The following is a 20,900-nucleotide window of genomic DNA, read 5'->3' on the forward strand; positions in this document are numbered from 1 at the left end:
CCGTGCCCGGCCGACCCCGGCCCCGCCGCACCCCCCAGGGCGGAACGACCCCCGCCGCCCGACCGACCACGAAGGACGTTGATGGACGCGACAGCCCCTCCGGGACCCGACGCGCAGACCCTGCGACCCACCCGCCCCCGGCCCCTGCGCCTGGACGAGGTCGCCCGGCTCGCCGGCGGGGAGCTCGCGACCGGCGCCGCGGCCACCGAGGTCACGGGGATCTCCCTGGACTCCCGCGGCCTGCGCCCCGGGGACCTGTGGGCGGCGCTGCCCGGGGCCCGCACCCACGGCGCCGCCTTCGCCGCCGCGGCCGAGCGCTCCGGGGCCGCCGCCGTGCTCACCGACCCCGAGGGGCTGCGGCTGCTGGAGCGGGCCGGCACCGGCCTGCCCGCCGTCGTCGCCGCCGAGCCCCGCCGCGCCGTGGGCGCCCTCGCCGCGCACGTCTACGACTCGCAGCCCGCCGACGGGACGGCCCCGCTGCTGCTGGCCGTCACCGGCACCAACGGCAAGACGACCACCACGTACTTCGCCAACGCGCTGCTGCGCGCCCTCGGCCACCGCACCGGCCTGATCGGCACGATCGAGATCCTCGCCGGCGACGAGCCCGTGCCCTCCCGGCTCACGACCCCGGAGGCCCCCCACGTGCACGCCCTGCTCGCCGTCATGCGCGAGCGCGGGATCACCGCCGCCTCCATGGAGGTCTCCTCCCACGCCCTGGAGTTCTCCCGCGTGGACGGGGTGCGCTACGACGTCGCCGGCTTCACCAACCTCACCCAGGACCACCTCGACCTGCACGGGTCCATGGAGGAGTACTTCGCGGTCAAGGCCCGCCTGTTCACCCCCGCGCGCACCCGCCGGGCCGTGGTCGTCGTCCAGGACGAGGACGACCACTGGGGCCTGCGCATGGCCGAGCACGCCCGGGCCGAACTCGGCGCCGAGCACGTCGACGTCCTCGCCCTGCGCGGCGGCCTGCCCGCCGACGACGACGCCGGGCCCGCCCGCCGCGGCGCCGACTGGACGCTGGGCGCCCTCGACCGCCGCGGCATCGGCCACGCCTTCGAGCTGCGCCACCGCGACGGGCGTCTCGTGCGGGCCGCCACCGGGCTGCCCGGGGACTTCAACGTCGCCAACGCCGCCCTCGCCGTGCTGATGGTCCTGGCCGGCGGGGCCGACCCGGAGCGCCTGCAGCGGGCCCTCGACGAGCTCGACCCCCTGACCACGGACGTGCCCGGCCGGATGCAGCTGATCGGCACCGGGCCCACCGCCGTCGTCGACTTCGCCCACAACCCCGACGCCCTGCGCCGGGCCCTGACGGCGGTCGAGCCCCCGGACGGGCGGGGCCGGGTCATCGTGGTCTTCGGCGCCACCGGCGAGCGCGACCGCTCCAAGCGCCCCGTGATGGGCGAGGTCGCCGCCCGGCACGCCGACGTCGTGATCGTCACCGACGACGACCCGCACGACGAGGAGCCCGCCGGGATCCGCGAGGAGGTCGCCGCCGGCGCCCGCGCGGCCGCCGGGGCCCGGGCCGCCGAGGTGCTCGTGCTCGCGCCGCGGGCCGTGGCCATCCGGGCCGCCGTCGCGATGGCCGGGCCGGAGGATTCCGTGCTCGTGGCCGGGCGCGGCCACGAGACCGTCCAGGAGATCCTGGGCGTGGACCATCCGCTGGACGACAGGGACGAGCTGCGGGCCGCACTGGCCGACGCGCAGCAGGGCCGTTGGGAGGACCGATGATCGAGATGACCGCCGCGCAGATCGCGCAGGTCACGGGCGGGCGCACGGTCGGCGGGGCCGAGGAGCGCCCCGCCGTCGAGCACGTCACCACCGACTCGCGGGAGGCCCGCCCGGGCACCCTGTTCGTCGCGAAGCCGGGCGAGGTCACCGACGGCCACGAGTACGTCGGCGCCGCGCTCGCGGCCGGGGCCGTGCTGGCGCTGGCCGAGCGGGAGGTCCGCGACGCCGCCGGCGCCGTGTACCCCGCGGTCCTCGTGCCCGACGTCGTCGAGGCCATGGGCCGGCTCGCCGCGTGGACGGTCGCGCAGCTGCGCGCCGAGCACGGGCTCACCGTCGTGGCCGTGACCGGCTCCGTCGGCAAGACCACCACCAAGGACCTGCTCAAGGGCGTCCTCGGGGCCGAGGGCCCCACGGTCGCCCCGCGCGGGTCCTACAACGGCGAGGTGGGCGTGCCGCTGACCGTCTTCGAGGCCGACGCGCGGACGCGCTACCTCGTGGTCGAGATGGGCGCCACCCGCATCGGCAACATCGACTACCTCTGCCGCATGGTCCGCCCCGACATCGGCATCGTGCTGTGCGTGGGCTCGGCCCACGCCGGGGAGTTCGGCGGGGTCGCGAACATCGCCCGCGCCAAGGGCGAGCTCGTCGAGGCCCTCGGGGCCGACGGCGTGGCCGTGCTCAACGACGACGACCCGGCCGTGCGTCTCATGCACGCCCGCACCGCGGCCCCCGTGGTGTTCTTCGGGGAGTCCCCCGAGAACACCCAGCCCGAGGTGCCCGCCGCCCGCGTGCACGCCTCCGGGGTGCGCCTGGGCCCCGGCGGCAGCCCCGAGTTCACCCTGCACCTGCCCGACGGCTCCGCCCACCCGGTGCGCTCCCGGCTGATCGGGGAGCACCACGTGAGCAACCTGCTCGCGGCCGCGGCGGCGGCCTTCGTCGCCGGGGTCGCCCCCGAGCGCATCGCCGCGTCCCTCAGCGCCCAGGGCCCCGCCAGCCGGTGGCGGATGGAGCGCACGGAGCGCGCCGACGGCGTGACGGTCGTCAACGACGCCTACAACGCCAACCCCCAGTCGATGCGGGCCGCCCTGCAGACCCTCGCGCAGCTGGGCCGCGGCACCGCCGGCGCCCCGGCCCGCCGCACCTGGGCCGTGCTCGGCGGCATGCACGAGCTCGGGGAGACCACCGTCGAGGACCACGACGCCCTGGGGCGGATGGTCGTGCGCCTGAACATCTCCAAGCTCGTCGCCGTGGGCGAGCTCGCCCGCCCGGTCTACGACGCCGCCCAGCTCGAGGGCTCGTGGGGCAACGAGGCGACCTGGGTCGCGAGCGCCGAGGAGGCCGAGGAGATCCTGCGCCACGAGCTCGCCCCCGGCGACATCGTCCTGTTCAAGTCCTCCAACGCCGCGGGCCTGCGCCTGCTCGGCGACCGCGTCGCCGCGGCCGGCGGGCCCGCGCACCAGGACCCGGCCCCGCCCAACGACGCCCCCGCCCGCGGGGACCACTGGCGCTCCGCCGGCCCGTTCGTCAACGCCCCCCTGGCCGCGGGGGAGGAGCGTCCGTGATCCAGATCCTCATGGCCGCCGGCCTCGCGCTGCTGCTGTCCCTGTTCGGCACCCCCGCCTTCATCCGGTTCCTCGCCCGTCGCGGCTACGGCCAGTTCATCCGCGACGACGGGCCCACCAGCCACCACACCAAGCGGGGCACCCCCACGATGGGCGGTGTGGCGATCCTCGGCTCCGTGGTGGTCGCCTACGGGCTCACCCACCTCGTCTCCGGGCTGCTGTGGCCCTCCTACGGGGGCGTCACCCTCTCGGGCCTGAGCGCGCTGCTGCTGATGCTGGGCATGGGGGCGGTCGGCTTCGTCGACGACTACAAGAAGATCGCCAAGAAGCAGAACCTCGGCCTCTCCGCCGCCGGGAAGATCGTGCTCCAGGGGCTGATCGGCGTCGCCTTCGCCCTGCTCGTGCTGCTCGTGCCCGGCCCGGACGGGTCCACCCCCGCCTCCTCCGCCATCTCGATCACCCGCGACACGGCCCTCGACCTCGCCTTCGCGGGCCCCGCGGTGGGCGCCGTGCTGTTCGTCGTGTGGGTCAACCTCATCGCCACCGCCACCACGAACGCCGTCAACCTCACCGACGGCCTGGACGGGCTGGCCACCGGCGCCTCGATCCTCGTGTTCAGCGGGTACATGCTCATCGCCATGTGGCAGAACACCCACCTGTGCGCCACCGGTGCACAGGGCGTGTGCTACGAGGTGCGCGACGCCGCCGACCTCGCCTTGACCGCCGCCGCCCTGGTCGGCGCCCTCGTGGGCTTCCTGTGGTGGAACACCTCCCCGGCGAAGATCTTCATGGGCGACACCGGCTCCCTCGGCCTCGGCGGCGCGCTCGCCGCCTTCGCCGTGCTGACCCGCACCGAGCTGCTGCTCGTGCTCATCGCCGGGCTGTTCGTGGTCATCACCGTCTCGGTGATCCTCCAGGTCGGCTACTTCAAGCTCTCGGGCGGCAAGCGCATCTTCAAGATGGCCCCGCTGCAGCACCACTTCGAGCTCAAGGGCTGGAACGAGGTCACCATCGTGGTCCGGTTCTGGATCATCGCCGGGCTGTTCGTGGCAGCCGCGCTCGGCGTCTTCTACGGCGACTGGCTGCTCTCCCACGGAGGTATGGTCCAGTGATCCACGCGGACAACGACAACCCCGTCCTCGACGACCCCCGCCTGGCGGGGCTCACCAGCTGGGACGCCGACTGGTCCGGGCTGCGCGTGGTCGTGGCCGGGATCGGCGTCTCCGGCTTCGCCGCCGCCGACACGCTCGTGGAGCTGGGTGCGCGCGTCGTCGTCGTCGACGGCGCGGACACCCCGGCCACCCGCGCGAAGGCCGAGACCCTGCGCATCGTCGGCGCCGCCGACGTCCACCTGGGGGAGGGCGCCTACGACGCCCTCCCCCAGGTGGACGGGGCCCGCCCCGAGCTGGTGGTCACCTCCCCGGGGTTCCGCCCCGACCACCCGCTGCTGCGGGCCGCCGTCACGGCGGGCGTGCAGGTCTGGGGCGACGTCGAACTGGCCTGGCGCGTGCGCGAGCGCGCCGGGCGGCGCACCGCCGAGTGGGTGTGCCTGACCGGCACCAACGGCAAGACCACCACCGTGGGCCTGACCGCCGCCATGCTGCGCGCGGGCGGGCTGCGGGCGGCCGCCGTGGGCAACGTCGGCACCCCGGTCCTCGACGCCCTGCGCGAGCCCGTCGAGTACGACGTCCTCGCCGTGGAGCTCTCCAGCTTCCAGCTGCACTGGACGCACTCGGTCTCCCCGCTGGCCTCCGTGGTGCTCAACATCGCCGAGGACCACGTCGACTGGCACGGCGGCTACGCCAACTACGCCGCGGACAAGTCCCGGGTCTACGAGAACACCCGGGTCGCGTGCGTCTACAACGCCCAGCAGCCCGAGACCCTGCGGATGGTCGAGGAGGCCGACGTCGTCGAGGGCTGCCGGGCGGTGGGCTTCACCCTCGACACCCCGGACGTGAGCATGCTCGGCGTGGTCGAGGACCTCCTCGTCGACCGGGCCTTCCTCGAGGACCGGCGCACCGCCGCCCTGGAACTGGCCTCGGTCGCCGACACCGGCCCGTTCCCCACCCGCCACGGCGTGGCCAACGCGCTCGCCGCCGCCGCGCTCGCCCGCGCCGCCGGCGTCGCCCCCGAGGCCGTGCGCGAGGGGCTGATCACCCACGAGCCCGGCCCGCACCGCATCCAGCCCGTGGCCACGACCCACGGGGTCGTGTGGGTCAACGACTCCAAGGCCACCAACCCGCACGCCGCCGACGCCTCCCTGTCCGCGTTCGAGACCGTCGTGTGGATCGCCGGGGGCCTGTCCAAGGGGGTGCGCTACGACGAGCTCGTCGCCCGCCACGCCGGGCGCCTGCGCACGGTCGTGCTCATCGGCACCGACAACGACGCCCTGCTCGCCGCCCTCGCCGAGCACGCCCCGGAGGTCCCGGTGCTGCACGCCGGGGAGCCCGGCAGCACCGCCGGCGACGCCGTCATGGCCGAGGCCGTGCGCCTGGCCCACGAGCAGGCCCGCCGGGGCGACACGGTGCTGATGGCCCCGGCCGCCGCCTCCATGGACCAGTTCGGCTCCTACGCCCACCGGGGGGACGCGTTCGTCCGGGAGGTCGCCGAGCTCGTGGAGCGGCTGACGTGACCGCCCTCCAGGACCGCCCCGGCGTGCAGCAGGCCGCCCGCGGCTCGGCCCGCGGGGTCCGCCGGTTCTGGCGGGCCGTCGTGGAGGGGCCGCTGATCCACTCCTACTACGCCCTGGCCGGGTCCGTCCTGCTCCTGACCGCCATCGGCATCATGATGGTCCTCTCCGCCTCCGCGGTGGAGTCGATCTCCGCCGAGCGCTCCGCCTACTCCTACTTCCTGAAGCAGGCGGTCTACGCGGGCCTGGGGGTGGCGCTGATGTTCGCGCTCTCCTTCGTGCCCACCGCCTGGTACCGGCGCGGGGCCACCTGGCTGCTCGGGCTGGCCGTGGCCCTGCTGGGGCTCGTGTTCACCGGGCTGGGCAGCACCGTCAACGGCAACCGCAACTGGATCGTGGTCGGCGGGCAGAGCTTCCAGCCCTCCGAGGCCGCCAAGCTCGCCCTGTGCGTGTGGCTGGCCGCCGTGCTCGCCCGGCAGGGCAGCGCCGTGCGCGACTGGCGCCGGGCGCTGTGGCCCTCGGCGGCGGGCTTCGGCGTGCCCGTGCTCATGGTCGCGCTCGGGCAGGACATGGGCACCGTCCTGGTGTTCGTGCTCATCTACGCCGCCGCCCTGTTTTTCGCCGGGGCGCCCCTGCGCCTGTTCGGCATCGCCGCCGCCGGCGCCGCCGTGCTCGGGGCGCTGGCCGTGGCCACGGCCCCCCACCGCGTGGACCGGATCACCGGGTGGCTCTTCGGGGAGTGCGGGGCCACCGACGCCTGCTGGCAGGCCCAGCAGGGGCTCAACGCGCTCGCCTCCGGCGGCTGGTGGGGCGTGGGCCTGGGCCAGTCGCGGCTGAAGTACAACTACGTGCCCGAGGCGCACAACGACTACATCTTCTCGATCATCGGCGAGGAGCTCGGCCTGCTGGGCACGGTGCTGATCCTGGCCCTGTTCGCGCTCATGGCCCTGGCCATGGCCCGGGTCATCCTGCGCGCCCGCGACCCCTTCGTGCGCCTGGCCACGGCCGGGGTCGTGACCTGGCTCGTGGGCCAGGCGTTCATCAACATCGGGATGGTCACCGGGGTGCTGCCGGTCATCGGCGTCCCCCTGCCGTTCATCAGCTACGGTGGGTCGTCGCTGATGATGAGCCTCGCGGCCGTGGGCGTGGTGATGTCCTTCACCCGCCTGCCGCGCCGGATCCCCGTCCCCTCCGGGTCACCCCGCCCCCGCACCCCCAGCAAGGAACGCCCATGACCCCCACCGACCCGGCTCCCCGCGAGCCCTCCGTCCTGCTCGCCGGCGGCGGCACCGCCGGGCACGTGAGCCCGCTGCTGGCCGTCGCCGCCGCGCTGCGCGAGCAGGCCCCCGGCGTGCGGCTCACCGCCGTGGGCACCGCCTCCGGGATGGAGACCCGGCTCGTGCCCGCCGCCGGCCTCGAGCTGGAGCTCGTGGACCGCGTGCCCCTCCCGCGACGGCCCTCCGCGGACCTGCTGCGCCTGCCCGCCCGGCTCGCCCGGGCCGTGCGCCAGGCCGGCGCGATCCTCGACCGGATCCGCCCCGACGTGGTCGTGGGCGTCGGCGGCTACGTGTGCACCCCCGTCTACCTCGCCGCCGCCCGCCGCGGCCTGCCCCTGGTCGTCCACGAGGCCAACGCCCGCCCGGGGCTGGCCAACCGGGTGGGCGCCCGGTGGGCGCGCACCGTGGCCACCGCGTTCCCCGGCACGCCCCTGCGCGGGGCCGTGACCGTGGGCATGCCCATGCGCCGGGAGGTCTCCGGCCTCGACCGGGCCGCACTGCGCGCCGGCGCCCGCGCCTCCTTCGGCCTCGACCCGGACCTGCCGACCGTCGTGGTCACGGGCGGGTCCTCCGGCGCGCTGGCGATGAACCGCACGGTGGCGCAGGTCGCCGGGGAGGTCGCCGGCCACGGCTACCAGCTGCTGCACGTCACCGGCCGCGGCAAGCAGCTCACCGGCGCCGACGGCGCACCCCTCGCCGCGCCCGGCTACGTGCAGGTCGACTACGTCGACGGCATGGAGCGGGTCTACGCGGCCGCCGACCTGCTCGTGGCCCGGGCCGGGGCCGCGACCGTCTCCGAGGTCGCCGCCGTCGGGCTGCCCGCCGTGTTCGTGCCCCTGCCCGTCGGCAACGGCGAGCAGGCCCTCAACGCCCGCTCGCTCGTCGAGGCCGGCGCCGCCCGCGTCGTGGCCGACGACGCCTTCACCCCCGAGTGGTGGCGCGCGAACGTCCACCCCCTGCCCGCCGACCGCGAGCGCCTCGCCGCGATGGCCGCGGCGAGCCGCGCCCACGGCGTGCGCGACGCCGACGCCGTGCTGGCCCGTCTGATCCTCCAGGAGGTCCCCCGTGAGCGCTGAGCAGGTCCTCGACCCCGGGCGGCTGGGCCGGATCCACCTCGTCGGCATGGGCGGGGCCGGGATGTCGGCGGTCGCCAAGCTCCTGCTCGCCCGCGGCGCCGCGGTCAGCGGCTCCGACCGGCAGGACTCCCCGGCCCTGCGCGAGCTGGCCGCCCTCGGCGCCACGGTGCACGTGGGCCAGCGGGCCGAGAACGTGGCCGGGGCGGACACCGTGGTCGTCTCCACGGCCATCGCCGCCGACAACCCCGAGTACGCCGCGGCCCGCGCCGCCGGCACCCGGGTGCTGCACCGCTCGGACGGCCTCGCCGCGGCGATGCAGGGCCGCGACGTCGTCGCCGTCGCCGGCACCCACGGCAAGACCACGACGAGCTCGATGGCCGCCGTCGCCCTGCGTGCCGCGGGCCTGGAGCCCTCGTGGGCCATCGGCGCCCACGTGGCGGACCTGGGCTCCAACGCGGCGCTGGGCGCGGGCCGGTGGTTCGTGGCCGAGGCCGACGAGTCCGACGGCTCGTTCCTCAGGTACGGCCCCCGCATCGCGGTCGTGACGAACATCGAGCCGGACCACCTCGACTTCTACGGCTCGGCCGAGGCCTTCCAGCGCGCCTTCGACGACTTCGCCGCGACCCTGGCCCCCGGCGGGCTGCTCGTGGCCTGCGCCGACGACGCCGGGTCGCGCGCCCTGGCCGAGCGCCACCGCGCCGCCGGCGGGCGGGTCGTGACCTACGGCACCGACCCCGGCGCGGACGTGCGCGTGCTGCCCGGGACGGCCGAGGGCCTGGCCACCCGCAGCACCCTCGTGCTCGGCACGGGCCCGGAGCGCCGGCAGCTGCCCCTGGAGCTGGGCGTGCCGGGGCGGCACAACGTCCTCAACGCCGCCGCGGCCCTGTGCGCCGCCGTCGAGGCCGGCGCCCCGCCCGAGGACGCCGCCCGCGGGCTCGCCGGCTTCACCGGCTCCGCCCGCCGCTTCGACCTGCGCGGCGAGGCCGGGGGCGTGCGGGTCGTCGACGACTACGCCCACCACCCGACCGAGGTCGTCGCGGCGCTGACCGCGGCCCGGGAGGTGGCCGGGGACAACCGCGTGCTCGTCGTCTTCCAGCCGCACCTGTTCTCCCGCACCCGGGAGTTCGCCGCCGAGTTCGCCGCCGCCCTCGCCCTGGCCGACGAGGCGTTCGTCCTCGACGTCTTCGCCGCCCGCGAGCAGCCCGTGCCCGGGCTCACGAGCGAGGTCATCACCTCCCGCGCCCCCGGCCACGTGCACTACGTCCCGGGCGCCGACGAGGCCGTGGCCCGCGCCGCCGCGGCAGCCCGCCCCGGGGACCTCGTCCTGACGGTCGGCGCCGGCGACGTCACGGCCCTGGGCCCGCGGCTCCTGGAGCAGCTCGCGGACCGCGCGCGGGAGCGCTGATGAGCCGGCACGGCCGGCCCCACCAGCCGCACCTGGGCGGCGACCCGGAGGACCCCCGCCCGGAGGCCGCGGGGCAGGAGGCCCCCGACGCCGCGCGGGCCGAGGACCCGCGGGGGAGCGAGGACGGGGTCCCCGGGGCCGGCGCGCCCCGGGGCGACGCCCCGGCGGAGCACACCCCCGCAGGGCAGGCCCCGCAGGCGCGGACCCCGCAGGTGCCGGAGGAGGCGGGCCCGCCGGCGGCACGGATCCGCGTCAACGACGACGCCAAGGTCACCCCCCTGGCCGAGGACGAGGCGCTGCAGGAGGTGCCCGACGCCGGCGGCCGGTTCAGCGCCTGGCGCCGGACCCGGCAGGAGCGGGCGGCCGCCCGCACCCTCACCGCCTCCCGCCGCGCCGACGACCTGCCCCCGGCGCCGGCACCCGTCCCGCCCGCCGGTGCGGCGGAGCGGACCGCCGGACCGGGCGGCTCCACCGTCGTCGCCTTCCCCGGCCCGTCCGCGTCCCGCCGGCGGCGCCGCCGCCTCGCCGGGGTCCTCACCGCCCTCGTGCTGATCGCCGTGCTCGCCGGCGTCCTGTTCCTCACCCCGCTGCTCGCGGTGCGCGAGGTCCAGGTCCGCGGGGCCGAGCTCACGGACCCGGCCCGCGTCGAGGAGGCCCTGGCGGGCTACCACGGGGTGCCGCTGCCGCGGGTCTCCGAGGACGAGGTCCGCGACGCCGTCGACGCCGTGCCCCAGGTCCGCTCCATCGAGGTCGTCCTCGAGCCGCCGCACCGCCTCGTCGTCGAGCTGCAGGAGCGGGTGCCGGTCGCCGCCGTCGCGGACGGCGGGGAGTTCTCGGTCGTCGACTCGGAGGGGGTCGAGCTGCGCACGGCCGCGACCGCGCAGGAGGCCGGCGTCCCCGTCGTGGAGGGCGGGCCCGAGGTCCTGGGCACCGAGCGCTTCGAGGCGATCGCCGGGGTGCTGGCCGCCCTGCCCGAGTCCGTGCTGGGTCAGCTCAGCGCGGCCTCCGCCGAGTCGCTGTCCTCCGTGGAGCTGGACTTCGCCGACGGCCGCACGGTGGTGTGGGGCACGGCCGAGGACAGCGAGCTCAAGGCGCAGGTGCTCCGCGAGCTCGTCGAGGCCCGCGGCACCGCGAGCGGGGTCGAGACCTACGACGTCTCCAGCCCCACCCGCCCCGTGGTGCGCTGAGCAGGGCCTGACCCTCCGCACGAGCCTGAGAGTTGGGCGCGAACCCGGCGCCGCCTGCGGTTTCGGCGAAAAGTGTCGGCATCGGGACGCGTTGTCGTGCAGGGGCACCCGGGGGTTGTTAGGCTTGGGCCGACATCGACACTCCCCGGGGAGCCGCCGAACGATGCAAGATTCGACCTTCGATCGAAGGTTGAGGATCGGTTCGCGAACCCGGACCCGCCATCCTCTCGAGTTAGGTACCCATGGACTCCTCCACCCCCCAGAACTACTTGGCCGTCATCAAGGTCGTCGGAATCGGTGGCGGCGGCGTCAACGCCGTCAACCGGATGATCGAGGAGGGGCTGCGCGGCGTCGAGTTCATCGCGATCAACACCGACGCGCAGGCCCTGCTGATGAGCGACGCCGACGTCAAGCTCGACGTCGGCCGGGAGCTCACCCGCGGCCTCGGCGCCGGCGCGAACCCGGACGTCGGGCGGCAGGCGGCGGAGGACCACCACGAGGAGATCGAGGAGGTCCTCAAGGGGGCCGACATGGTCTTCGTGACCGCCGGCGAGGGCGGCGGCACCGGCACCGGCGGCGCCCCCGTCGTCGCGCGCATCGCCCGCTCCCTGGGGGCCCTGACCATCGGCGTGGTCACCCGCCCGTTCACCTTCGAGGGCCGCCGCCGCTCCAACCAGGCCGAGAACGGCATCGAGACCCTGCGCGACGAGGTCGACACCCTCATCGTCATCCCCAACGACCGGCTCCTGTCGATCTCCGACCGCAACGTCTCCATGCTCGACGCGTTCAAGTCCGCCGACCAGGTCCTGCTCTCCGGCGTCCAGGGCATCACCGACCTGATCACCACCCCGGGGCTGATCAACCTCGACTTCGCCGACGTGAAGTCGGTGATGCAGGGGGCCGGGTCCGCGCTGATGGGCATCGGCTCCGCCCAGGGCGAGGACCGTGCGGTCAAGGCCGCCGAGCTGGCCATCGCCTCGCCGCTGCTGGAGGCCTCCATCGACGGCGCCCACGGCGTGCTGCTGTCCATCCAGGGCGGGTCCGACCTCGGGCTGTTCGAGATCAACGAGGCCGCCCGCCTGGTCCAGGAGGTCGCCCACCCCGAGGCCAACATCATCTTCGGCGCCGTCATCGACGACGCCCTGGGCGACCAGGCCCGCGTCACCGTCATCGCGGCCGGCTTCGACTCGGTGAGCCCCGAGACCAACGCCAACAACACCAGCCCCGCGGCGCAGCAGGCCGCGAGCACCCGGGCGGCCTTCGGCTCCGGCGCGGCGCAGCCCGCCGGCGTCGGCCGTGCCCCGCAGCGCGGCGGCTCGCCCTCCTACGCCCAGCAGCCGGCCCCGCAGAAGTGGGCCCAGCCGGCCGCCAACGACGACGTGCCCGACGACGCCGGGTTCGACGTCGACCTCCCGGCGGAGGCCGAGACCGGTGCGGGCCCGGCCCGCAAGGACTCCCTGGACTTCCCCGACTTCCTGAAGTGAGCACCGGCCGGGGGCCGGGCGCGCACCGCGCGCCCGGCCCCCGGCCGTCCGCGCAACGGCACGTCAGGCAGCAGGAGCAGGAGGAGCCAGGTGTTCTGGTGGCAGGAGGACGCCGGGGACGGCGTCCGGGTGGCGTTCACGGACCGCGCGGCGGGCAACCTCGCGCTGCACACGGGCGACGACCCGCAGTCGGTGCGGGCCCGGCGCGCGGTCCTCGAGCGGGAGATGGGCGTGCCCCGCGGCACGCTGCTGTTCCTCGACCAGGTGCACGGCACCGACGTCGTCGACGCCGACGCCCCGGACCGCCCGCAGGTCCCGCGGGCGGACGCCGCGGTCAGCGCCGGCGCGACGCCGCTGGCGGTGATGGTCGCCGACTGCGTGCCCGTGCTGCTCGCCGGGACGTCCCCCGCCGGGCCGGTGACGGGGGTGGCCCACGCCGGACGACGGGGCCTGCTGGAGGGCGTGCTCGAGCGCACCGTGGACCGGCTGCGCGCGCGCGGGGCGGAGCGGCTGCGGGCCTGGATCGGGCCCGCCGTGTGCGGGGCCTGCTACGAGGTCCCCGCGGCCATGCAGGCCGACGCGCTGCGGCACCTGCCGGCCGCGGCGGCCACGACGCGCCACGGCACCCCGGCCCTCGACCTGCCCGCCGGCGCCCGTGACGTCCTCGGACGCCTGGGCGTGGCCGTGCGCACCCCGCAGGGCGGGCCCGGCCCGGCGTGCACCCTCGAGAACGAGGGGCTCTCCTCCCACCGCCGCGACCCCGCCTCCGGGCGGATCGCCGGCCTCGTGTGGCGGTCCGCCGCCGGGGAGCGTGCCGCGTGAGCGCCGCCCCCGACGACGCCCGCACCCGCGAGCTGGCCGCCGCCCTCGAGCGCGTCCGCCGGCGCGTGCGCACGGCCGCCGCGGCGGCCGGGACCGCCGAGCCCGTGCTCGTGGCCGTGACCAAGTTCTTCCCCGCCGCGGACGTCGTGCGCCTGCACGGACTGGGCGTGCGCGACGTCGGGGAGAACCGCGACCAGGAGGCCGCCGCCAAGGCCCGGGAGGTCCGCGCGCTGGTCGAGGACCCGCCCGCCTGGCACTTCGTGGGGCAGCTGCAGTCGAACAAGGCCAGGTCGGTCGTGCGCTACGCCTCGTGGGTGCACTCCGTGGACCGCGCCTCGCTCGTCGACGCCCTCGGCCGGGCCGTGGCCCGTCACCGCGAGGCGGCCGCGGCGGGGGAGCAGGAGCCGGGCCCGTGCGCCACCGCGGACCTCGTGTGCCTGGTGCAGGTCTCCCTCGACGCCGAGGAGCACCGCGGGGGAGCCCGCCCCGAGGACGTCGTCGAGCTCGCCCGCCGGATCGAGGACACCGAGGGACTGCGCGCGGGCGGCGTCATGGCGGTGGCCCCGCTCGGGGCCGAGCCCGGGCCCGCCTTCGACCGGCTCCGGGAGGTCTCGCAGCGGCTGCAGGAGGCCCTGCCGGGGGCCAGTGCGGTCTCCGCGGGCATGAGCCAGGACCTCGAGGAGGCGGTCGCCCGGGGGGCCACGCACGTGCGCGTCGGCTCGGATATTCTCGGTCCCCGGCCGCCCGTAGGATAGCTTGGAGGACGGCCCGCACCCGGTCCCCCGACGGGCACGGCGCCGCCCAGGATCACGGTCCTTCCCCCACCGCCGACATCCGCACCGACAGACCTTCCCCAAGGAGAGCACCATGGCCGGAGCCCTGCGCCGCACCATGATCTATCTCGGCCTGGCCGAGACGGACGAGGACTACGACGACGCACCGGCCCGTGAGGAGCACTCGTCCGCGGTCGCGGTCCGCGAGGAGCCGCGGGAGGCCCGCACCCCCGAGCCGGCCGCCGCCGTCGCGACGCGGCGCCCCGCGGAGTACCGGGCCCCGGTCACCCCCATCAAGCGGGCCGGCGCCCGTTCCCGAGAGGACAGCTCGACCTTGCGCACGATCACCACGGTCCACCCCCGGTCCTACAACGACGCGAAGTCCATCGGCGAGGCCTTCCGCGAGGGCACGCCCGTCATCATGAACGTCTCCGACATGGGGGAGGCCGAGGCCAAGCGGCTCGTCGACTTCTCCGCCGGACTGGTGTTCGCGCTGCACGGGTCCATCGAGCGGGTCACCGGCAAGGTGTTCCTGCTCACCCCGTCCTACGTCGAGGTCGTGGGCCAGGCCGGCCCCGCCGAGGACGCGGAGGGGACCGACGACGACCGCGAGGACCGGGACACCCCATGAGCCTGCTGCTGTCCGTGCTGTACCTGGCCCTGCACCTCGTCTACGTGGCGCTGCTGGGCCGCCTGGTCCTGGACTGGGTGCAGATGTTCGCCCGGAACTGGCGGCCCCGCGGTGCCGCCCTCGTGGTGGCCTCGGCCGTCTACACGCTCACGGACCCCCCGATGCGCCTGCTCCGCCGCCTCGTGCCGCCGCTGCGCTTCGGCGGCGTGGCCCTGGACCTCGGCTTCCTCATCCTGATCTTCGCGGTCAGCATCGTGCAGAGCATCGTCGGCTCCCTGCTCGTCTGACCCGCCGGCCCGGCCCCGGTAGCCTGGGGACCGGGCGGACCCCCGCCGCCACCGGGCGCGCCCGTCGCCGCGCCCGCCCTTCCCGAGGAGGAGAGCCCCATGGCCCTGAGCCCCGAAGACGTCATCAACAAGCGGTTCCAGCCCACCAAGTTCCGCGAGGGCTACGACCAGGACGAGGTCGACGACTTCCTCGACGAGATCGTCGTGGAGCTGCGCCGGCTGAACCAGGAGAACGCCGACCTCAAGAAGCAGCTCGAGGCCGCGGGCCACCCCGTCGCCCCGAAGGAGGCGGCCCCCGCCGCCGCGCCCGCCGAGGAGCAGCCCCGCCCGGCCGCGGGCACCCCCGCCGCCCCGGCGGCCGATGCCGAGGAGTCCTCCGGCGCCGCGGCCGCCGCGGAGCCGGCGGCCGAGCCGGCCACCGCGGCTCCGGACGCCGCCCAGTCCGCCGCCGGCGTGCTCGCCATGGCCCAGAAGCTGCACGACGACTACGTCGCCGAGGGCACCGCCGAGCGCGACCGCCTCGTCGCGGAGGGCCGCGCCCAGGCCGAGGAGCTCGTCGAGGACGCCCGCCGCACCCGCGAGCAGACGCTGTCGGTGCTGGAGCAGGAGCAGAGCGAGCTCGAGACCCGGGTCGCCGGGCTGCGCGAGTTCGAGCAGCGCTACCGCACGGGACTGAAGGACTACATCCAGGACCAGCTGCGCGACCTCGACGCCACCCCGTCCCTCGAGCCCGAGCCGTCCGCGGAGGTCCCCGCGGACCGCGCCTGAGCCGGACCCGGCCGAGGAGACCATGACCGACCGCCCCCGGGACCCCGCGGCCCGCCCCGCGCCCGCCGCCCGCCGCGCCGTGCTGCCCCTCGCTGTCGGGGCCGCCCTGCTGGTCTACGCCCTGGACCAGCTCACCAAGTGGTGGGCCGTCGCCCAGCTCGTGCCAGGCGTGCGCGTGCCCGTCGTCGACGGGCTGCTGTGGTGGCAGTTCATCCGCAACCCCGGGGCGGCGTTCTCCCTCGGGGAGGACATCACCTGGGTGTTCACCCTCGTGATGGCGGTCGTCTCCGTCGCCGTCGCCGTCACGCTGCGCAGGGTGCGCTCCCGCGCCTGGGCCCTCGCCCTGGGGCTCGTCCTCGGCGGGGCCCTGGGCAACCTCACCGACCGGCTGCTGCGCGAGCCCGGCTTCGGCGTCGGGCACGTGGTGGACTTCATCGCCGTGCCCCGCTTCGCCATCTTCAACGTCGCCGACTGCGGCGTGGTCGTGGGCGTGGGCCTGGTCGTCCTGCTCACCCTGCTGGGCCGCGAGCTCGACGGCACGAGGACCGGGCGCGGCGCCGGGGGGACCGCGGCGCCCGGGGGCGGGCAGCCCGCCGGCGCGCCCGGGCCGGAGGAGCAGGCCCGTGGCTGAGCCCGCGCACACCGAGGAGCGCTTCACCGTCCCGGCCGAGCTCGAGGGCGCCCGGGCGGACGCCGCCGTGGCCGCCCTCACCGGCCTGTCGCGCACCGTCGCCGCGGAGCTGTGCGCCCAGGGCCGGGTGCTGCACCGGGGCCGGGCCCTGACCAAGTCCGCGCGCGTGGAGGCCTCGCAGACCCTCGTCGTGCACGTGCCCGTCCCGGAGGACCCCGGAGCGGTCGTCCCGCAGCTCGTGGAGGACTTCCGGGTGGTCCACCTCGACGACGACATCGTCGTGGTGGACAAGCCCCCGGGCGTCGCGGCCCACCCCTCGCCCGGGTGGCGGGGCCCGACCGTCGTCGGCGCCCTGGCCGGGGCCGGGATCGCGATCACCACCTCGGGCGCGCCCGAGCGGCAGGGCATCGTGCACCGGCTCGACGTCGGGACCTCCGGGCTGATGGTCGTGGCCCGCACCGAGCGCGCCTACACCCTGCTCAAGCGGGCGTTCAAGGAGCGGACGGTCACGAAGGTCTACCACACCGTGGTCCAGGGCCTGCCCGACCCCCTGCGCGGCACCGTCGACGCCCCCGTGGGCCGGCACCCCGGCTACGAGTGGCGCTTCGCGGTCGTCGAGGACGGCCGGCGTGCGGTGACCCACTACGAGGTGCTGGAGGCCTTCGGGCGCGCCGCCCTCGTGGAGGTCCACCTCGAGACCGGGCGCACCCACCAGATCCGCGTCCACTTCGCGGCCCTGCGCCACCCCTGCTGCGGGGACCTGACCTACGGCGCCGACCCGGCGCTGTCCGCCGGGCTGGGCCTGACCCGCCAGTGGCTGCACGCCCGCCGGCTGGGCTTCGAGCACCCCGGCACGGGCGAGCCGGTCGAGTACGAGAGCCCGTACCCGCCGGACCTCGCCTTCGCCCTGGAGACCCTCCGGGACGGCGGCCCCGCCTGACCCGGCGGGGCCCGGGGCCCGCCCGTGCGGGCCCCGGGCGGCGACGGCGCGGCCGGCGCGGGCCACTACACTGGTCGGGTGACGACGGCGACCGGCAAGAACAGCTTCACCCACCTGCACGTGCACACCGAGTACTCGATGCTCGACGGCGCGGCCCGCCTCGACGACCTCTTCGAGGCCTGCCACGAGCTCGGCATGACGTCCCTGGCGAGCACCGACCACGGCTACGTGTTCGGCGCCTTCGACTTCTGGGACAAGGCCCGCAACGCCGGGATCAAGCCCATCATCGGCGTCGAGGCGTACCTGACCCCGGGCACCGCCCGCGGCGACCGCACGCGCGTGAAGTTCGCCGACGGCGGGCGCGACGACGTCTCCGGCGGCGGCGCCTACACCCACATGACCCTGCTCGCGGAGACCACCGAGGGCATGCAGAACCTCTTCCGCGCCTCCTCCCTGGCCTCCCTCGAGGGCCAGCTGTACAAGCCCCGCATGGACCGGGAGCTGCTCAGCACCTACGGCAAGGGCCTGATCGCCACGACCGGCTGCCCCTCCGGGGAGGTCCAGACCCGGCTGCGCCTGGGCCAGTACCAGGAGGCCCGGGCCGCCGCGGCCGAGTTCCGCGACATCTTCGGGGCCGAGAACTTCTACTGCGAGCTCATGGACCACGGGCTCGGGATCGAGAAGCAGGTCACCTCGGACCTGCTCAGGCTCGCCAAGGACCTGCAGCTGCCGCTCGTGGCGACCAACGACCTGCACTACACCCACGCCGAGGACGCGAAGTCCCACGCGGCGCTGCTGTGCGTGCAGTCGGGCTCGACGCTGGCCGACCCCAAGCGGTTCAAGTTCGACGCCGACGAGTTCTACCTGAAGTCCCCGGCGGAGATGCGCGAGCTCTTCCGCGACTTCCCCGAGGCCTGCGACAACACCCTCGAGATCGCCGAGCGCTGCAACGTCGAGTTCGACACCTCCGCGAACTACATGCCGCGCTTCCCGGTGCCCGAGGGCGAGGACGAGGAGTCCTGGTTCGTCAAGGAGGTGCAGAAGGGCATGCACCACCGGTTCCCGGGCGGGATCCCGGAGGAGTGCCAGCGCCAGGCCGACTACGAGATCGGCATCATCGTCCAGATGGGCTTCCCCGGCTACTTCCTCGTCGTGGCCGACTTCATCAACTGGGCCAAGAACAACGGCATCCGCGTGGGCCCGGGCCGCGGGTCGGGGGCCGGCTCCATGGTCGCGTACGCGATGCGCATCACGGAGCTGAACCCGCTCGACCACGGGCTGATCTTCGAGCGCTTCCTCAACCCCGAGCGCGTGTCCATGCCCGACTTCGACGTCGACTTCGACGACCGCCGCCGCTCCGAGGTGATCCGCTACGTCACCGAGAAGTACGGCGACGAGCGGGTGGCGATGATCGTCACCTACGGCACGATCAAGGCCAAGCAGGCCCTGAAGGACTCCTCCCGCGTGCTCGGCTACCCGTTCTCCATGGGCGAGCGGCTCACCAAGGCCATGCCGCCGGACGTCATGGGCAAGGGCATCTCCCTCAAGGACGTCTACGACTCCTCCGCCAAGCGCCACGGGGAGGCCGAGGAGCTGCGCGAGATCCTGGCCGAGGACCCCGAGGCGAAGAAGATCTTCGAGACCGCCCAGGGCCTCGAAGGCCTCAAGCGCCAGTGGGGCGTGCACGCCGCCGGCGTGATCATGTCCTCGCACCCGCTCATCGACGTCATCCCGATCATGCGCCGCGAGCAGGACGGCCAGGTCATCACGCAGTTCGACTACCCCACGTGCGAGGGGCTCGGGCTGATCAAGATGGACTTCCTGGGCCTGCGCAACCTCACGATCATCTCCGACGCCCTGGAGAACATCGCGTTCAACCGGGACGGCTTCGAGCTCGACCTCGAGACCCTCGCCCTCGACGACGCCGCCTCCTACGAGCTGCTGGGGCGCGGCGACACCCTCGGGGTGTTCCAGCTCGACGGCGGGCCGATGCGCCAGCTGCTCAAGCTCATGCGCCCGGACAACTTCGAGGACATCTCGGCGGTGCTCGCCCTGTACCGGCCCGGGCCCATGGGCGTGAACTCGCACACCAACTACGCGCTGCGCAAGAACGGCCAGCAGGAGATCACCCCGATCCACCCGGAGCTCGAGGAGCCGCTCGCGGAGATCCTCGACACCACCTACGGGCTGATCGTCTACCAGGAGCAGGTCATGGCCGCGGCGCAGAAGCTGGCCAACTACTCCCTGGGCCAGGCGGACCTGCTGCGCCGGGCGATGGGCAAGAAGAAGAAGTCCGAGCTGGACAAGCAGCAGGCGGTCTTCTTCGAGGGGATGCAGGCCAACGGCTACTCCCTGGACGCCTGCCAGACGCTGTGGAACGTCCTGGAGTCCTTCTCCGACTACGCGTTCAACAAGGCCCACACCGCCGCCTACGGGCTCGTCTCCTACTGGACGGCCTACCTCAAGGCCCACTACCCGGCCGAGTACATGGCCGCGCTGCTGACCTCGGTGGGCGACGACAAGGACAAGCTCGCGCTCTACCTCAACGAGTGCCGGCGGATGGGCATCACCGTCCTGCCCCCGGACGTCAACGAGTCGGCCCTGAACTTCACCCCCGTCGGCACGGACATCCGCTTCGGCATGGGCGCGGTGCGCAACGTCGGCGCGAACGTGGTCACCGCGATGGTCGAGGCCCGCGAGGAGAAGGGGGAGTTCACCTCCTTCAACGACTTCCTGGCGAAGGTCCCGGCCGTCGTGTGCAACAAGCGCACCATCGAGTCGCTCGTAAAGGCCGGGGCCTTCGACCGCCTCGGCCACACCCGCCGGGGGCTGGTGATGTGCCACGAGGAGGCGGTCGACGCGACCGTGGCCGTCAAGCGCCAGGAGGCCGCCGGCCAGTTCGACCTGTTCGGCGGCATGGGCCTGGACGAGGACGACCCGACGGCGTCCCTGACCGTCGCGGTCCCGGAGGTGCCCGAGTGGGAGCGCAAGGACCTGCTCGCCTTCGAGCGGGAGATGCTGGGGCTCTACGTCTCCGACCACCCGCTGCGCGGGCTCGACGAGGCGCTGGGCCAGTACGCGGACACCGCGGTCCAGCCGCTGCTGGGGGAGGACGGGCGCCCCGACGGCGCCGTCGTGACGGTCGCGGGGATGATCACCTCCCTGTCGCGGCGGATCGCGAAGACCTCCGGCAACGCCTACGCCCGCGTGGAGCTCGAGGACCGCACGGGCTCGATCGAGGTGATGTTCTTCGGCAAGGCCTACGCGCCCATCGCCGGCGTGCTCGCCGAGGACCTGATCTGCGTGATCAAGGGCCGGCTGCAGCGCCGCGACGACGGCTCGGTGACCATCTCCGCCCAGGAGCTCACCGTGCCCGAGCTCAGCGCCGACGGGCACAGCGGGCCGGTGCTCATCGCGCTGCCGGAGTTCCGGGCCACCGAGGCGACCGTCAAGGAGATCGGCGCGGTCCTGCGCAACCACCGCGGCGACTCCGAGGTGCGCATCCACCTCGAGACCCGGCAGAAGGTGCAGGTGCTGCGCCTGGGACCGGACCTGCGGGTCAACCCGTCGCCGGCGCTGTTCGGCGACCTCAAGGTCCTGCTCGGACCCACCTGCCTGGAGGTCTGAGCCCGGGCCGCGGCCGCCGGCGGGACCGGGCGGCCGCGGCCCGGCCAGCGGCGGGCCGCCCCGGTGGAAT

17 protein-coding genes are annotated in these 20,900 nt (G+C 75.1%); all 17 read left to right on the top strand.

The window, feature by feature from the left end:
- Positions 1-81: 81 nt before the first annotated feature.
- Positions 82-1,731 carry a UDP-N-acetylmuramoyl-L-alanyl-D-glutamate--2,6-diaminopimelate ligase gene (locus AS188_RS08965; protein ID WP_058858562.1) on the top strand — a complete coding sequence of 550 codons (1,650 nt, stop codon included), beginning with the start codon at positions 82-84 and terminating at the stop codon, positions 1,729-1,731.
- A complete protein-coding gene (locus AS188_RS08970) occupies positions 1,728-3,293 on the top strand; it encodes a UDP-N-acetylmuramoyl-tripeptide--D-alanyl-D-alanine ligase (RefSeq protein WP_083529361.1) in 1,566 nt (521 codons plus the stop codon). Before AS188_RS08965 ends, AS188_RS08970 begins: the two co-directional genes overlap by 4 nt.
- On the top strand, positions 3,290-4,405 hold the full coding sequence (gene mraY, locus AS188_RS08975) for a phospho-N-acetylmuramoyl-pentapeptide-transferase (protein WP_058858563.1): 1,116 nt from the start codon (positions 3,290-3,292) through the stop codon (positions 4,403-4,405). The genes AS188_RS08970 and mraY overlap by 4 nt, the downstream gene beginning before the upstream one ends.
- Positions 4,402-5,925 carry a UDP-N-acetylmuramoyl-L-alanine--D-glutamate ligase gene (gene murD / locus AS188_RS08980; RefSeq protein ID WP_058858564.1) on the top strand — a complete coding sequence of 508 codons (1,524 nt, stop codon included), beginning with the start codon at positions 4,402-4,404 and terminating at the stop codon, positions 5,923-5,925. The genes mraY and murD overlap by 4 nt, the downstream gene beginning before the upstream one ends.
- The gene (ftsW, locus tag AS188_RS08985; RefSeq protein WP_058858565.1) at positions 5,922-7,157 is read left to right on the top strand and encodes a putative lipid II flippase FtsW; all 1,236 of its coding nucleotides are present in this window, start codon (positions 5,922-5,924) and stop codon (positions 7,155-7,157) included. Before murD ends, ftsW begins: the two co-directional genes overlap by 4 nt.
- Positions 7,154-8,275 (top strand): undecaprenyldiphospho-muramoylpentapeptide beta-N-acetylglucosaminyltransferase, encoded by a 1,122-nt coding sequence (gene murG, locus AS188_RS08990; RefSeq protein ID WP_058858566.1) that lies wholly within the window; start codon positions 7,154-7,156, stop codon positions 8,273-8,275. The genes ftsW and murG overlap by 4 nt, the downstream gene beginning before the upstream one ends.
- Positions 8,265-9,680 carry a UDP-N-acetylmuramate--L-alanine ligase gene (murC, locus tag AS188_RS08995; RefSeq protein WP_058858567.1) on the top strand — a complete coding sequence of 472 codons (1,416 nt, stop codon included), beginning with the start codon at positions 8,265-8,267 and terminating at the stop codon, positions 9,678-9,680. The genes murG and murC overlap by 11 nt, the downstream gene beginning before the upstream one ends.
- Positions 9,680-10,867 carry a cell division protein FtsQ/DivIB gene (locus tag AS188_RS09000; RefSeq protein WP_058858568.1) on the top strand — a complete coding sequence of 396 codons (1,188 nt, stop codon included), beginning with the start codon at positions 9,680-9,682 and terminating at the stop codon, positions 10,865-10,867. The genes murC and AS188_RS09000 overlap by 1 nt, the downstream gene beginning before the upstream one ends.
- 242 nt (positions 10,868-11,109) lie before the next feature.
- A complete protein-coding gene (gene ftsZ, locus AS188_RS09005) occupies positions 11,110-12,351 on the top strand; it encodes a cell division protein FtsZ (protein WP_058858569.1) in 1,242 nt (413 codons plus the stop codon).
- Positions 12,352-12,441: 90 nt separating this feature from the next.
- Positions 12,442-13,173, top strand: coding sequence for a purine nucleoside phosphorylase YfiH/LACC1 family protein (locus AS188_RS09010; protein WP_058858570.1), 732 nt, complete (start codon positions 12,442-12,444; stop codon positions 13,171-13,173).
- Positions 13,170-13,928, top strand: a complete 759-nt coding sequence (locus tag AS188_RS09015; RefSeq protein WP_083529572.1) for a YggS family pyridoxal phosphate-dependent enzyme — start codon at positions 13,170-13,172, stop codon at positions 13,926-13,928. The genes AS188_RS09010 and AS188_RS09015 overlap by 4 nt, the downstream gene beginning before the upstream one ends.
- Positions 13,929-14,040: 112 nt before the next feature.
- A complete protein-coding gene (locus AS188_RS09020) occupies positions 14,041-14,577 on the top strand; it encodes a cell division protein SepF (protein WP_058858572.1) in 537 nt (178 codons plus the stop codon).
- A complete protein-coding gene (locus AS188_RS09025) occupies positions 14,574-14,864 on the top strand; it encodes a YggT family protein (RefSeq protein ID WP_058858573.1) in 291 nt (96 codons plus the stop codon). Before AS188_RS09020 ends, AS188_RS09025 begins: the two co-directional genes overlap by 4 nt.
- A 99-nt stretch (positions 14,865-14,963) precedes the next feature.
- Positions 14,964-15,632 carry a DivIVA domain-containing protein gene (locus AS188_RS09030; RefSeq protein ID WP_058858574.1) on the top strand — a complete coding sequence of 223 codons (669 nt, stop codon included), beginning with the start codon at positions 14,964-14,966 and terminating at the stop codon, positions 15,630-15,632.
- A 22-nt stretch (positions 15,633-15,654) separates the two neighbouring features.
- Complete coding sequence (lspA, locus tag AS188_RS09035) at positions 15,655-16,263, top strand: signal peptidase II (RefSeq protein WP_058858575.1); 609 nt, start codon at positions 15,655-15,657, stop codon at positions 16,261-16,263.
- The gene (locus AS188_RS09040) at positions 16,256-17,203 is read left to right on the top strand and encodes an RluA family pseudouridine synthase (RefSeq protein ID WP_058858576.1); all 948 of its coding nucleotides are present in this window, start codon (positions 16,256-16,258) and stop codon (positions 17,201-17,203) included. Before lspA ends, AS188_RS09040 begins: the two co-directional genes overlap by 8 nt.
- Before the next feature lie 138 nt (positions 17,204-17,341).
- Entirely contained in the window at positions 17,342-20,830 is a 3,489-nt protein-coding gene (gene dnaE / locus AS188_RS09045; RefSeq protein ID WP_058859842.1) for a DNA polymerase III subunit alpha, read from the top strand.
- Positions 20,831-20,900: the final 70 nt, after the last annotated feature.

Source organism: Kocuria flava, from assembly GCF_001482365.1.
GTDB classification, from domain to species: Bacteria; Actinomycetota; Actinomycetes; order Actinomycetales; family Micrococcaceae; genus Kocuria; species Kocuria flava.

What these genes read in the sequence shown, in the direction of transcription:
- AS188_RS09020 (WP_058858572.1), top strand. Translation starts at nt 14,041, where the DNA reads ATGGCCGGAGCCCTGCGCCGCACCATGATCTATCTCGGCCTGGCCGAG.
- AS188_RS09025 (WP_058858573.1), top strand. Translation starts at nt 14,574, where the DNA reads ATGAGCCTGCTGCTGTCCGTGCTGTACCTGGCCCTGCACCTCGTCTAC.
- AS188_RS08970 (WP_083529361.1), top strand. Translation starts at nt 1,728, where the DNA reads ATGATCGAGATGACCGCCGCGCAGATCGCGCAGGTCACGGGCGGGCGC.
- ftsZ (WP_058858569.1), top strand. Translation starts at nt 11,110, where the DNA reads ATGGACTCCTCCACCCCCCAGAACTACTTGGCCGTCATCAAGGTCGTC.
- AS188_RS09030 (WP_058858574.1), top strand. Translation starts at nt 14,964, where the DNA reads ATGGCCCTGAGCCCCGAAGACGTCATCAACAAGCGGTTCCAGCCCACC.
- lspA (WP_058858575.1), top strand. Translation starts at nt 15,655, where the DNA reads ATGACCGACCGCCCCCGGGACCCCGCGGCCCGCCCCGCGCCCGCCGCC.
- AS188_RS09000 (WP_058858568.1), top strand. Translation starts at nt 9,680, where the DNA reads ATGAGCCGGCACGGCCGGCCCCACCAGCCGCACCTGGGCGGCGACCCG.
- murG (WP_058858566.1), top strand. Translation starts at nt 7,154, where the DNA reads ATGACCCCCACCGACCCGGCTCCCCGCGAGCCCTCCGTCCTGCTCGCC.
- dnaE (WP_058859842.1), top strand. Translation starts at nt 17,342, where the DNA reads ATGCTCGACGGCGCGGCCCGCCTCGACGACCTCTTCGAGGCCTGCCAC.
- AS188_RS08965 (WP_058858562.1), top strand. Translation starts at nt 82, where the DNA reads ATGGACGCGACAGCCCCTCCGGGACCCGACGCGCAGACCCTGCGACCC.